Annotated in this window: 9 protein-coding genes; 6 read left to right on the forward strand and 3 right to left on the reverse strand. The window is 55.0% G+C overall.

The window, feature by feature from the left end; all coding sequences use genetic code 11:
• Positions 1-110: 110 nt before the first annotated feature.
• Complete coding sequence (locus ACSV5M_RS00220) at positions 111-2,384, reverse strand: glycoside hydrolase family 3 N-terminal domain-containing protein (protein WP_439173324.1); 2,274 nt, start codon at positions 2,382-2,384, stop codon at positions 111-113.
• Between the two features lie 256 nt (positions 2,385-2,640).
• Positions 2,641-5,043 (reverse strand): carbohydrate-binding protein, encoded by a 2,403-nt coding sequence (locus ACSV5M_RS00225; RefSeq protein WP_439173325.1) that lies wholly within the window; start codon positions 5,041-5,043, stop codon positions 2,641-2,643.
• On the opposite strand from ACSV5M_RS00225, the gene ACSV5M_RS00230 reads away from it, so the two are divergent.
• Positions 5,042-5,413: a hypothetical protein gene (locus tag ACSV5M_RS00230; RefSeq protein WP_439173327.1), complete on the forward strand. Its 372-nt coding sequence runs from the start codon at positions 5,042-5,044 to the stop codon at positions 5,411-5,413. The two genes, ACSV5M_RS00225 and ACSV5M_RS00230, sit on opposite strands and share 2 nt — an antisense overlap.
• Positions 5,414-6,135: 722 nt before the next feature.
• Here ACSV5M_RS00230 and ACSV5M_RS00235 read toward each other — a convergent pair.
• Positions 6,136-8,283 (reverse strand): carbohydrate-binding protein, encoded by a 2,148-nt coding sequence (locus ACSV5M_RS00235; protein WP_439173328.1) that lies wholly within the window; start codon positions 8,281-8,283, stop codon positions 6,136-6,138.
• Positions 8,284-8,856: 573 nt separating this feature from the next.
• Between ACSV5M_RS00235 and ACSV5M_RS00240 the strand changes: the two genes are divergently transcribed.
• The 5 genes from ACSV5M_RS00240 (at position 8,857) to ACSV5M_RS00260 (ending at position 13,100) form a co-directional block, all read left to right on the forward strand.
• Positions 8,857-10,026, forward strand: a complete 1,170-nt coding sequence (locus tag ACSV5M_RS00240; protein ID WP_439173329.1) for a helix-turn-helix domain-containing protein — start codon at positions 8,857-8,859, stop codon at positions 10,024-10,026.
• Positions 10,027-10,153: 127 nt separating this feature from the next.
• A complete protein-coding gene (gene lptM, locus ACSV5M_RS00245) occupies positions 10,154-10,282 on the forward strand; it encodes an LPS translocon maturation chaperone LptM (RefSeq protein ID WP_439173331.1) in 129 nt (42 codons plus the stop codon).
• 29 nt (positions 10,283-10,311) lie between these two features.
• Positions 10,312-11,559 carry a diaminopimelate decarboxylase gene (gene lysA, locus ACSV5M_RS00250; protein ID WP_439173333.1) on the forward strand — a complete coding sequence of 416 codons (1,248 nt, stop codon included), beginning with the start codon at positions 10,312-10,314 and terminating at the stop codon, positions 11,557-11,559.
• A gap of 15 nt (positions 11,560-11,574) precedes the next feature.
• Positions 11,575-12,405 carry a diaminopimelate epimerase gene (gene dapF / locus ACSV5M_RS00255; protein WP_439173334.1) on the forward strand — a complete coding sequence of 277 codons (831 nt, stop codon included), beginning with the start codon at positions 11,575-11,577 and terminating at the stop codon, positions 12,403-12,405.
• Complete coding sequence (locus ACSV5M_RS00260; protein WP_439173335.1) at positions 12,405-13,100, forward strand: DUF484 family protein; 696 nt, start codon at positions 12,405-12,407, stop codon at positions 13,098-13,100. The genes dapF and ACSV5M_RS00260 overlap by 1 nt, the downstream gene beginning before the upstream one ends.
• Positions 13,101-13,113: the final 13 nt, after the last annotated feature.

The following is a 13,113-nucleotide window of genomic DNA, read 5'->3' on the forward strand; positions in this document are numbered from 1 at the left end:
ACGCCTTTGGCTAATCCGACCTACGGATCCTGATGGGATGTTTAACTACGAGGAATGTAGGTCGGATTAGACACGCAGTGTCGTAATCCGACGCTTTACCCTCAACGTTTTTACTTCACCATAAAGCTCGCCTGCAATCCCTCTTCCGCATTCGGCGCTATCCATAAATTGAATTGACCGGGTTCGGTAACGAGTTGCATCGCCTGATTGTGAAAGGCGAGCTCATCAGTGTGCAGAGTAAAAGTCACTTTTCGCGATTGTCCTGGCTTCAGAAAAACGCGCTGGAAGTTTTTCAATTCGCGCACCGGGCGAGTCACATCCCCCACCACATCCTGTACGTACAATTGCACCACTTCGGTTGCCGCAACCTTGCCGGTATTTTTAATAACGGCGCTGGCGGTGAGTGTTTTACCCAAGCCAATTTCTTTTGCGCTGATCTGCAGATTGTCGTAAGTGAATGTGGTGTAAGTCAAACCGTATCCAAACGGAAATTGTGGCTTGTGGCCGTAGTCCAGCAGATTGGATGAGTTACCCGGTTGATGCTGGAAAACGCCCTGTTCAATCTTGTCGATACGCGTGTAGTTTTCATTGGTAGCCGGGCGGCCGGTGGCCATGTGGTTGTAGTAGTAAGGAATTTGCCCTACCGCGATTGGCCAGGTTAATGGCAAGCGGCCCACCGGGGAGACTTCGCCGTAAAGTACATCAACCAATGCGGGACCACCCATGGTGCCGGGGTGCCAGGCCATCAGCAGTGCGGTGGATTGTTCGAGGGTTTGATCCAGCTGGATCGTGCGACCCGCCATGATAACTTGCACCAGTGGTTTCCGGGTTGCCGCCAATTGCGCGATCAATTCCTGTTGTACGCCGGGCAAACGAATATCACCACGACTGTGGCCTTCACCGGACAGCACAGACTCTTCACCACCCACGTATAAAATCACATCGGCTTTTTTCGCAGCGGCAACAGCGGCAGCAAAACCGGCGGTACTTTTATCGCGGCTGTAGCTGACACCAGCGGCGTAAATAATCTTTTTGTCATTACCGAGATATTTTTTCAGCGCGGGCAGGAAAGTCCGCGTATCTTTTTTCTCGCCGTCGTAAATCCAGGTACCGAGTTGCTCAAAGGGTGCATCCGCCAATGGGCCGATCACCGCGACAGTTTGTTTTTTGTTGAGCGGCAGGATTTTTTTGTCGTTCTTCAACAACACAAATGACTCTTCGGCGGCTGTCTCAGCAGCAGCAAGGAATTTTTCGTTCAGTAATACCTGCTCCCGGTTACCGCGTGGGTAGGGGTTATCCCACAAACCTAAACGCAACTTGATGCGCAGCATATTGCGCACGGCGGTGTTCAAATCAGCTTCGGAAAATTTTCCTTCCTTGATCAACTCAGGCAAGTATTTTTCGAAGGTATCGGTGTGCATCTCAAAATCAATACCACCGTTGGCAGCCAATTCTGCGGCGTGTTTGGCATCTGCAGCAAAGCCATGGGGAATCATCTCCATGACGGCATTCCAGTCACTCACCACAAAACCATCAAATTTCCACTCGTCGCGCAGGATTTTTTTCAAGGTAAATTTATTGGCAGTGGCCGGAATATCATTGAGGGTGTTGTAGGAGCTCATGATGGTCATCAGGCCAGCATCCACGTTCGCCTTGAACGGACGCAGGTAAACATCGCGCAGCAAACCTTCCGGCACATAGGCGGCGTTGTAATCACGACCGCCTTCAGTCGCGCCGTAGGCAACAAAATGTTTCGCCGATGCGGCCATCGCTGTTGGATTGGTCGGGTCTTCTGTCTGGAAGCCTTCGGTCATCGCCACCCCCAGCAGTGACGCCAGGTAGGGATCTTCGCCGAGCGACTCGGCAATGCGGCCCCAGCGGGGATCGCGCGCGATATCGATCATTGGCGCAAAGGTCCAGCGAATGCCGTCAGTGGTGGCTTCTTCGGCGGCAATACGCGCGCCTTGTTTCACAATATCCGCATTCCAGCTGGCGGCCTGGCCAAGTGGAATCGGGAAGATCGTTTTGTAGCCGTGGATAACATCCTGACCAAAGATCAAGGGAATTTTTTTAGGGCTTTCTTCCACCGCGATACGTTGCAGTTCTTCAAACGCATATTTGTTGACGCTGCTCATGGTGACGTTGAGGAATCCACCGATCTTGCCGTCGCGTACAGCTTGTTTGATGGCCGGCATATCTTTTTCGGCGTAGGTACCCCAGTCGCGCAATTGGGTCTGGCCGATTTTTTCGGTAAGGCTCATGGTGGCGAGCAGCTCATCGATTTGTTTTTCCAGGGCCGGATCGGGTGCGGCGTAAACCAGCGGGTTTAACGCTGCCACCATTAGCAGACTCATTCGCAGACAGCGACAAGCAAATTTTTTCATAACATCTCCAAAGAGTGGTTGTTCACCATTTTTCTACATTTTTCTTCCGGATTTTTATGGCCGGGAAGTGGGTTGCGTTCCGGCTTGTTTTATAAACATGACCGGAACGCGGATTTGGTTGTGGTTGGGTTGTGCAAATCCTTTTGCGGTAATGATTGGTGGCCATCGGCAAATGGTTTGTCGGATTACGCCTTTGGCTAATCCGACCTACGCGTGAGTTGCCAAAAGCGCAATGGCGGAACGGCCACAGCCACAATTAGTCGGCGCTGATCTCGAACCAGTTCATGTTCCAGCCGCCGCCACCGAGCATGTTGAAGCGCAGGGTGTGGTTGCCGACCGGTAAGCTGATGGTGGATGACACGGTGGACCAAGCTTGCCAGCCGCCGGTGGGCGTGATGGCTTTGGTGTCGATCTGCGTTCCGTTCAGCAGGAGTTCAAAACCGGTGCTGCCGTCCTGACTCGCCACGCGGTAGTCGATGGTGTAATCGCCGGCTTCCGGCACATGAATTTGATACTCAATCCAGTCACCGCCGTCGAACCAGCCAGCGTTTTGTCCACCGCCAACATCGGTGCAGGCTTCCACCACAATACCCAGCATATCGGCGTAACTTTCTGCTTCGATGCGCGCAGGAATCACAACATATTGCAGTTCGGTATTCACCGGTTCACTGCGGTAACTTTCACCGCTCGCGCTCACGGCGGACACGCTGTAGTAATAGGTTTCGCCACCGAGTAAATCGGCATCCGTGTAGGTGGTGACGGTCAGGTCCTCGGCCAGTACAGTCCGGTCGCCAGCGGGCGAGGTGCTGCGGTAAACCTTGTAGGTGATCCCTTCGCCAGCGACGCTGTCCCAGGTGAGCCCGTTACTCTCGTCGCCTTCGGTGAGCACGAGGTTGGTCGGGCGATCCGGGTAATCAAACACATCGTTGTGCTCATCGGTCACCAGCCAATGGGCCAGGCCTTCGTGCACGTCGTACTCCACGGTGCCATAGCTGGCGAAGAGTGCTTCGATCTCCTCGGCGCTGGCGGTGGTGAAGTCAACACGGCCTTGATCATCGATAACATCCACGCCCGCGATCGGTTCTTCTTCGATCAGGTAGATTTCCGCCCAGGTGTTAGTGCTGTTGTTGCCGCGAAATACGCCGTTGAATACATATTCCTGGCCGGCTTCAAGCGTGACCGCCTGGTAGATCGCACTGTTGATCTCACCATCCACACCGGCGGGGCGACCGATATGCAGCGCCGCGCCCGTACCGCCGGTGGGCAATTTCCCGGCCTGGGCGAAGTAGAAATCGTTGGCGGTTTCGCCGCTGATCGCCACCGTCGTCCAGCCAGTAAACCCATCCTCAAAGTCACCGTTGACGATCAGGTCTTCATCCGTAACGGTGTTGACCAGACTGATATTGTCGTAGGTCACGTCGGGTATGCTGCCCGCATTGGCACCGGTCTTGATGATGATGTAGTAGGTCTTGCTGCCTTCGCCTTTGGGCGAGATAGTGCCCGGCTGATCGGCACAGGCTTCGGCAAAGGTGGAATCCCAGCCGTTGCAATCCCAGGTACTCGCCTTGACGATCTGGCCCACGCCTACATCCAGCTCGGTGTTGGGTACATTGGTCACCATGCCCCAGGTACCTTCGCCCTGCCCGCCGGCAATGCTCACCAGCTTGTATGACCAACTGGTCGAGGCCCAGCCGTATTGCGCATAGGTATCGTAGGTGGCGCGACCCAGCTTGCCACCCAATTCCAGCCCGGCGCTTTGCCAGGGTTGGAATTCGCCCATCAACATCGGCGTATCCAGGTTGGTCAAACGGGTGTTCCACTCACACACGCCGCCGGTACCGCTCTCGCCGCAGCGCAGCCAGTCGCGGTGAATATCGTAATGAGAGTCGTTGGGACGGTCGCCGAACAGGCCGGGATAGGGATGCAGCTCAAAGGCCACGTTGGTCAGCCCGGCAGTGGCTGGATCGCCATAGACATCGATGCTGCCGTAGTGGCTGTGCAGCATGATGATGTGGTTTTCGTCGATAGCGCGAATGGTGTCGTACAACTCCAGTACGCGGGTTTTCATGTCTTCAGCGGTCGAACCCCAGGGCTCGTTGAGCGGATCATAGGCCGCCACGACCGGCTCATCTTTATAACGCGTCGCTACCTGTTCCCATAACCACTTGGTGCGATCCTGGTATTCCGCGTTGGTCCAGTACTGGTTTTGGCCGGAGCAGCCGGTGTGATCGTTAGGCGTCTGGCCGCCGTGGGCGCCGTGCAGGTCGAGGATCACGTACATATCGCGCTCTTTTGCCTCGGCAATCGCCCAGTCCAGGTAATGCCAGGCGTCCTCGCGCAGGGTTTTGGGATTCTGTTCGTCTTCAATCACGCTCCACAGGAACGGCAGACGTACCACGTTAAAGCCAAATGCTTTCAACTGATCCCAGTCGCGCTCGGTGATCCAGCTGTCATGGAACACCTTCATCAGGCGTTCTTTTTCTTCATAGCCAAAGCGGTCGGTCAGTTCAGCTTCCAGGGTGCACTGGTCATGAACGCCGTTGCCGCCCTGGCCCATCATCCAGAATTCCTGCACCAGCCAGTTGCCCAGGTTGGTGCCCTTAAGGTTAATGGGCGTACCGCTGGCCTTGACCCAGCGGGTGCCGTCGGTGCGCAGCATGGTCAGCCCTTCGCTGCTGGCACTGGAAGATGAGCTTGACTCGGCGGAGCTGGACGAAGTCTCGATCACCGACGACGAAGACGATGACGGCGCTTCCGAGGAAGACATTGATGAGCTGACCGCAGACGAACTGGAACGGCTGCTGGACCTCGGGGAATCATCATCGTCCGAGGAACCGCCGCAAGCGGCAAGTATCAGGCTGGTGCCGAGCACCATGCCGAGGGACAGGGAACGGGTATGCGTGGTTAACGCACCCAGAAGTGTTGTTGGCATCTTATTGACCTCATTCGTTATTGTGATTGTGGTGGTGTTAGGCATCCATGTTGTCGCTGCTATTAGAAGCCATCTCAAAAACCATCTGGCGGCCTGATGCTGTGTTGAAAAGCCGATTCCGGTGCTCATTTACTTAAGTAAACTCCGCTCCTCATCAACTTTTCGCCTTGCCTGAGTCTCGCCAGCCGATTTTTGAGATGGCTTCTAGATAAAACCCGGCGATTGTCGCGGTGCACTCGCGCGGCGTCGTCCGAGTAACCCTTACTCGAACCCGTCAAATCGTCCTACCTTGCGCCCAACGACAAACTGGGACGCACAAGGCGTAAAAAAAGCCCCACTCCACCTGCCGGGAAGTGAGGCCCAAGGCATTGAGAAAGAGGCAGGCCGCATTGCGACCTTTTTCTCAAGGGTGGCTGGGGCTCCAGACAAATCACCGGCCACTGCTTCGCCACTGAAGCATGGGCCGGTTGTAACGCGTAAGAGCAGCAAACATTAGTGGCTGAAGAGACGGCTGTCGTTCGAATGGACAGGTTCGAATGGCAGCGAGCGAAGATTGCAGGTTCGGGTGGGTACGGATCAGCAGAACCTTGTGAAAAACCCTTACCAATCAATCGAGTAAATATCTGGTGGACGTATAACGGGTTACCGGCGAGCCCCCACCCAAACAAAAAAATATCGCAGGACATGAGGAAATAAGTAAGGCGGGGGCGGGTTGGGAACAGCGGGTTTGGATACATATATGTGCTCCAAACCCGCTTTCCTGACGGGCGCCTCACAGCGCCCCTTTTTAATGCAGCTTTATTGGGTTTTCAGACAGACTTATTGGGGCGTCAAACTCCACCAATTAATGTTCCACCCACCATTGCGCACGTAGATCGACAAGGTCTGTTGACCCGCTTCCAGATACACGCTGTTGGAGATCGTGGTCCAGTTTTGCCAGCCGCCGGTATTGGGCACGGTGTTGACCACCAGGTCTGTCGCATTGCGGCTCAATACCAGTTGACCGGTGCTGTTGGGTGAGGACACCCGGTATTGCACCGTGTACCAGCCCGCGTTGGGAATATTGATGGGGTAAGCCATCCAGTCATTGCTATCAATATGGCTTGCATTGAAGCCGCCGCCGGCATCGGTCGTGGTTTCCATGCGCACACCGGCATGGGCGTTGAAATGCTCGGCCTCAATACGCTGCCCTACCGTGGGACGGTAGTTCATCCAGTAGGTAATTTCGGAGTTGCGCACCAGCGCCTGACTGGCAAAGGAGCGGAAGTAATTTTCGATCTGCGCCACGGTGGCGGTGCTGATGTTGATACTGCCCATGGTGCCGCCGTTGTTGCTGTTGGTCACCATACCCCAGCCCCAGGAGCCGGGATTGCCATTAGAGCCACCGAAGGACACCGTCTTGTAAGCCCAGTTGGTCGCGGCCCAGCCGTACATGTTGTAGATGTCGTAGGTCTTGCGCAGCATCTGGCCACCCGCCGCGCCGAGTAGCGTCCAGGGCTGGAATTCGCCCACGAAGAACGGTGTGTCCAGGTTGGTGATACGGTTGTTCCAATCACAGGTTTCGCCAGTGCCGGTGGGGCTGCAATGAAGCCAGTTACTGTGGACGTTGATGTGATGCGCATTGCCAGTGCCCTCGCTCCATCCCCACAGGCCGGGATAGAAGTGCATCTCAAAGGCCACATTGCTGTTCATGCCGCGCCCGGAGGGATGGCCGTAAGCATCAATACCACCACTGTTGTGGCCGGGCAGGATGATCATGGTGTCAGGGTCTTTGGCGCGGGCGACGTGATACAGCTCGGTAGAGAAATCGGCGAGGGTATTGGCATCAGTGCCCCAGGGTTCATTCAATAACCCATAAGCCGCTACTGCACCGCGCCCGCGATAGCGGGACGCAATCATGTCCCACAACCACTTAGTGCGATCACGGTATTGGGCTGAACCCCACAACTCGTTTTTACCCGCACAACCGGAGTGGTGTTCCCAACCCTGGCTCCCGGCCGCACCGTGCAGGTCGAGGATGGTGTACATACCGCGCTTTTCCGCTTCATCAATGGCGTAATCCAGATACTGCCAGGCATCCGGGCGCAGGGTGTAAGGGGCGTTCTCGTTTTCGATCAGGTTGTACATAAACGGAATACGTACCACGTTCATGCCCATGGCCTGCATATGGTCCCAGTCCCGCGCGGTGATCCAGCTATCGCGGAAGATATCCATCAGGCGCTCTTTTTCGGCGTAGCCAAACCGCCCGGTGAGCGCGCCTTCCAACGTACATTGGTCATGGATCTTGCCGGCGTTGGTGGACATGTTTTCGTTCATCATCCAGAACTCCAACTGCAGCCAGTTGCCCACATTGGTGCCGCGCAGGTTGACGCGGTTGCCGTTGGGGTCGACCCAGTAGCGCCCACTTTGTTTGAGTTTGGGTAACGGGGTCCAACTCGCCTGGCGAGTGAACTCCACCCAGTTGATATTCCAGCCGCCGGTGCGGGCAAACAGCGTAATGTTCTGTGGCCCGGCCTCCAGATAAACCACCGAGTTGACGGTCGTCCAGTTCTGCCAACCGCCGGTATTGGGAATGCTGGTGTCTTCGGTGAGATCCTGGCCGTTGCGGCCCAGTACCACCCGACCGGTGCTGCCGGTGGATGCCACCCGGTAACGCACATCGTACCAACCAGCTGTAGCCGGATTAATGGAATAGGTCATCCAGTCGTTGGTATCGATCCAACCGACATTCTGGCCACCACCGCTGTCAGTGGTTGTTTCCAGTTGAACACCCGCCATGCTGGCGTAACTCTCAGCCTGGACCCTGCCCGGCAAGGCAGTTTGGGCCTGCGCAAGCGATGACAGGACGCAGCTACCCGCAAGCAAACCTGTCCATAACAGATGTTTGCAGCGCGCGACGGCGTGTGCGGATAAACATAACGAGCGAATAACGATTGAGGCAGTCGTCTTGGCCTTGGTTTTTTTCATAATGAAATACCTGGGGGTTTTATTGTTATCGCCATAACCGGGCTTTTGTTTGCAACGACCGAAGCACCCTTGCCATGGCGGGTTGGATCGCGACAGCGACAGGCGCTGTATCCTGCCCGAGACTAAGGTGAACCAGGATGTTTGTCGTTCGGCTAAAAAAATCTGTATCGAACCCGCGCCGTTACTTGCGCGCGCGCGCACACCTGTGATCCAGTTCAAACGGCATATCGGTGGTTCAGCGTTGCGGTTGCGGGCGATTTTCACTTCGTACCGGAAGCGGCAATTGCCACAATCGTGAATGACATAAGATGAGAAATTTTTACGGGCTGCGTAATCATTGAGTCGCCGCACCGAAGCTGGCAACCGGCAGTCGCGTATGGCCAGGCTCCAATTATTTGGGCTATGATCTTGCCCGCCACTCTGGGAGAATATCGGGCGCACCTGACCGCTCACCGATAAAGTCTTGCAGACCACCAGCCTGCATTTATCCAGCAAGTTTATGTCACCCGCGTCGAGACTCCCTCTTCACCGCGTGATGCATAACAATAATGATTGAAGCAAGGGCAGAACCCCATGAACGAAGTTGTATTTAATTTTCATGACGTGGTTTTACTGATGACCGCCATGCAATGCTGCTTTTTTGCGGTGTTGCTCGTCGCCACCAACACCAGCAAATCCCCCAGCAACTATTTCCTTGCCGCCTTTCTGCTGGCCCATGCATTTATTCCGCTGCATGAATTAATCCTGTGGGGTGCAGTATTCAAATGGAAAGTGCGCGAAGTCTTTCCGCAAGCGTTTTTTGTCGGGGGTTTTGCCTATTACGTGGATGCAGTACTGCTGTATTTTTACGTGAAATCCCTGGTGTTCCGCGACTTCGCCCTCAAGCGCCGGGACTTGCTGCATTTGATTCCGCTGGGCCTGTTTATCGTATTTATGGGTGTGGCGTTTTACAGTCGTCCTTTTGCCGAGCGGATTGAATTAATTCGCGACGAAGTGTTTGTCTACGGGGCTGCGTATATCTCCATGGACTTTTTCTGCAAATCCTTGCGTGTTGTGTATTGCGCGTTGAGTTTTTTATTAATCCTGAAATACAAAGACATTCTAAAATCGACCCATTCCAATATCGAAAAAGTTGACCTGCTGTGGCTCAAGCTGCTGGTCATCGGTTTCCTGGGGGTCACCATCATGGAGGTGATCCTGAGCATCTCCAAGGTGGTCGGTTTAATCAAAACCCACGACTTAAAAGTGTTTGAATATATCGGCCTGACCGGCTATTACTCATTGTTTATCCTGGTCAATTTGCTGGTGTTTACCAGCATGCGCTACTTCGCCACCTTCGAAGCGGTGCGGCAAAAAGACAGCCACAAAAAGCCGGTCAACGACAAGTTACTTAATCCCGAATTTGCCGAGCGGATTGACGGCATGATGCGCAGTGAAAAACCTTACCTGTTGCCCGACATTACCCTCGATATCCTCGCCGACAAACTGGCCATACCTGCCAAGGATTTGTCGATGACCATCAACCGGCATTTCCATAACAATTTTTATGAGTTCATCAACAACTACCGTATTGAAGAAGCGCGCAAGATGTTGATCGACCCAAAACATAAAAATAAAACCATCACCGATATTTACCTGGAGGTGGGCTTCAACAGCAAGTCGGTGTTCAACACCTTTTTCAAGAAGATCCTCAAGGTGACCCCGTCTCAGTATCGGCAGGAACACGGGGAGGCCAAAAAGTAAGTCCTCAAAGGGCTCCCCAAGGGCGAGCCGGTTTGTTGTGGCACTGTCGGTGCACGGTTATACTGCCCGCTGTTTTGACCTCTGTTTGCCCGGACCAACGGGCGAGATTCGGCTCCGGGAATTCACCATGAAATCGTTATCTGCGTTGTTGTTATTCGCTTGCCTGTGGTTAAGCGGCTGTGGCCAGACCGGCCCACTGTACCTGCCGGAACAGGAACAACCGCAACCGGAAACCCCTGCCGAATCACAAGACTAGCCGCTTTTTTTGCCTGATCGAGTTTATCTATGCAGCATTTTCAACCACGCAACGGCGAACTCCATGTCGAAGATGTGTCCCTGAGCACCGTTGCCGAACGCTTCGGCACCCCGACTTACGTCTACAGCCGTGCCGCGTTTACCCAGCATTACCTGTCCTACGCCCAGGCCCTGGGTGATCATCCGGGCATGGTGTGTTACGCCATCAAAGCCAACTCCAATCTTGCGATCCTGAACCTGTTGGCCAAGCTCGGCGCCGGGTTCGATATCGTCTCCGGTGGGGAGCTTGAGCGCGTATTGCGCGCGGGCGGCGACCCGGCGCGCATTGTGTTTTCCGGCGTGGGCAAAACCCCGGAAGAGATGGCCCGGGCGCTGGATGTCGGCATCTTCTGCTTCAACGTGGAATCCGAAGCCGAGCTGGAGATCCTCGCCCAGGTCGCCGCCGACAAAGGCGTGGTGGCCAATGTTTCCTTGCGGGTGAACCCGGACGTGGATGCCAACACCCACCCTTATATCTCCACCGGTCTGAAAGAAAACAAGTTCGGTATCGACATCCAGCGCGCGCCGGCGGTTTATCGCCGCGCCGCCGACTTGCCGAGCCTGAAGATCAAGGGGCTGGATTGCCATATTGGCTCCCAGCTCACGCAACTCACGCCCTTTCTCGATGCGCTGGACCGTTTGCTGTTGCTGGTTGATGAGCTGGAAAGTGCAGGTATTACGATTTCCCATCTGGACCTGGGGGGCGGCCTGGGCGTGACCTATCGCAACGAGACGCCGCCGCCGGTGGCTGACTATATGGCCGCCATCAAGGAGCGTTTGGGCGACCGCAAGCTGAGCCTGATGTTTGAACCGGGCCGCTCGATTTCGGCCAATGCGGGCGTCCTGTTAACCAAAGTCATGTATTTAAAGCCCACCGACCACAAGAATTTTGCGATCATCGACGCGGCCATGAATGACAATATCCGTCCCTCGCTCTACCAGGCGTGGCAAGATATTCGTCCGGTCAAGCCGCGCGCGGAGGGTACAAAAACCTGGGATCTGGTCGGCCCGATTTGCGAAACCGGCGACTTTCTCGGCAAAGACCGCGAACTCGCCATCGAACCCGGTGATCTGTTAGCGGTCATGTCCACCGGCGCTTATGGTTTTAGCATGAGCTCCAACTACAACACCCGCGGCCGCGCCGCCGAGGTGATTGTCGATGGCGACCAGATGTTTGTGGTGCGCGAACGCGAAACCATCGACGATATGTTACGCGGCGAAAGCCTGTTACCGGATTAACGGAAGGAATACGCAATGCGTCTGCGGTTTAGCAAAATGCACGGTTTGGGCAACGACTTCATGGTAATTGACGGGGTCAGCCAAAAGGTGCGTTTGAGCCCTGAAAAGATTCGCCAGTTAGCCGACCGGCATTTCGGTATTGGCTTTGACCAGCTATTGGTGGTCGAAGCCCCCGAAAGTCCCGACGTGGATTTTCGTTACCGCATCTTCAACAGCGACGGCGGCGAAGTGGAAAACTGTGGCAACGGCGCCCGCTGTTTTGCCGTGTTTGTGCGTGACCGCAAGTTGACCGGAAAGAATCTGATTACCGTGGAAACCGCTGGCGGCATCATGACCTTGCAGATCACCGAGAACGGCGAGGTCTGCGTCAATATGGGTGTGCCACGCCTGGTGCCGGCAGAGATTCCCTTCGACGCCGAAGCACAATCCGTCACCTATTCGTTGGCCGTTGATGGCACGGTGCTGGAGATTTCCGCCGTCTCCATGGGCAATCCCCACGCCGTCACCCTGGTCGACGATGTGGCGACTGCACCGGTTGCGCAGCTTGGGCCACTGGTTGAACGTCACAACCGTTTTCCACAGCGGGTGAACGCTGGTTTTATGCAAGTTGTCTCCAGTGATGAAATTAATCTGCGGGTATTCGAGCGCGGCGTCGGTGAAACCCTCGCCTGCGGCACCGGCGCCTGCGCAGCCGTGGTGGCTGGTAACCTGCGCCAGCTGATCGGCAATAACGTCAAAGTGAATCTTCCCGGTGGCAGCCTGCGCATCAGTTGGGCAGGTCCCGGTGAACCGGTGATGATGACCGGCCCGGCCACCACCGTTTTTCATGGACAGGTAAAGATCTGATGACCGATAAAAAATCCCCTACCCTGGCCGATCCACTGGACCCCGAACAGGTTGCGCATTACCTGCAACAACACCCGGCGTTTTTTGTTGACCACCAGGAGTTACTGGGTGATTTATTTTTGCCCCACGAAAGCGGCCCGGCGGTGTCACTGGTTGAGCGGCAGGTTTCAATTCTGCGCGAACGCAATATCGACATGCGCAACCGCTTGAGCAAATTGCTTGACAACGCGCGGGAAAATGACAAGCTGTTTGATAAAACCAAGCGCCTGATCCTCAGCTTATTAGAAGGTCAGGATCTAGGTGATATCGTCGACGCGCTGCATTACAGCTTCGACAAAGACTTCAACATTCACTTCACCAGCCTGCAACTCTACGGCAACATCGACAAACTCCCCAGCAGCCAGGCCCAGGTCGTTTCTATTGCGCAAGCACGCGAACATATTGCGCCTCTGCTCAAAAGCAACCGCGCCATGTGCGGCACACTCGGGCAAAAAGAATTGAGCTTTTTGTTCGGTAAACACGCGCAAGATATTGGCTCAGTAGCAACCGTGCCGTTAATTCACGGCACTACCTTCGGCATGCTCGCCATCGCCAACCGCGATCCGAATTATTACCGCTCCAGTATGGGCACATTATTTTTGGGCTATATTGCAGAAGTATTAAATCGGTTATTGCCGAAATATTTACCGCGCTAGTTAATCGCGCACT

The sequence above is a fragment of the Cellvibrio sp. ARAG 10.3 genome, assembly GCF_051846955.1.
Classification (GTDB): Bacteria; Pseudomonadota; Gammaproteobacteria; order Pseudomonadales; family Cellvibrionaceae; genus Cellvibrio.

What these genes read in the sequence shown, in the direction of transcription:
- ACSV5M_RS00220 (WP_439173324.1), bottom strand. Translation starts at nt 2,384, where the DNA reads ATGAAAAAATTTGCTTGTCGCTGTCTGCGAATGAGTCTGCTAATGGTG.
- ACSV5M_RS00230 (WP_439173327.1), top strand. Translation starts at nt 5,042, where the DNA reads ATGGTCAGCCCTTCGCTGCTGGCACTGGAAGATGAGCTTGACTCGGCG.
- ACSV5M_RS00225 (WP_439173325.1), bottom strand. Translation starts at nt 5,043, where the DNA reads ATGCTGCGCACCGACGGCACCCGCTGGGTCAAGGCCAGCGGTACGCCC.
- ACSV5M_RS00235 (WP_439173328.1), bottom strand. Translation starts at nt 8,283, where the DNA reads ATGAAAAAAACCAAGGCCAAGACGACTGCCTCAATCGTTATTCGCTCG.
- ACSV5M_RS00240 (WP_439173329.1), top strand. Translation starts at nt 8,857, where the DNA reads ATGAACGAAGTTGTATTTAATTTTCATGACGTGGTTTTACTGATGACC.
- lptM (WP_439173331.1), top strand. Translation starts at nt 10,154, where the DNA reads ATGAAATCGTTATCTGCGTTGTTGTTATTCGCTTGCCTGTGGTTAAGC.
- lysA (WP_439173333.1), top strand. Translation starts at nt 10,312, where the DNA reads ATGCAGCATTTTCAACCACGCAACGGCGAACTCCATGTCGAAGATGTG.
- dapF (WP_439173334.1), top strand. Translation starts at nt 11,575, where the DNA reads ATGCGTCTGCGGTTTAGCAAAATGCACGGTTTGGGCAACGACTTCATG.
- ACSV5M_RS00260 (WP_439173335.1), top strand. Translation starts at nt 12,405, where the DNA reads ATGACCGATAAAAAATCCCCTACCCTGGCCGATCCACTGGACCCCGAA.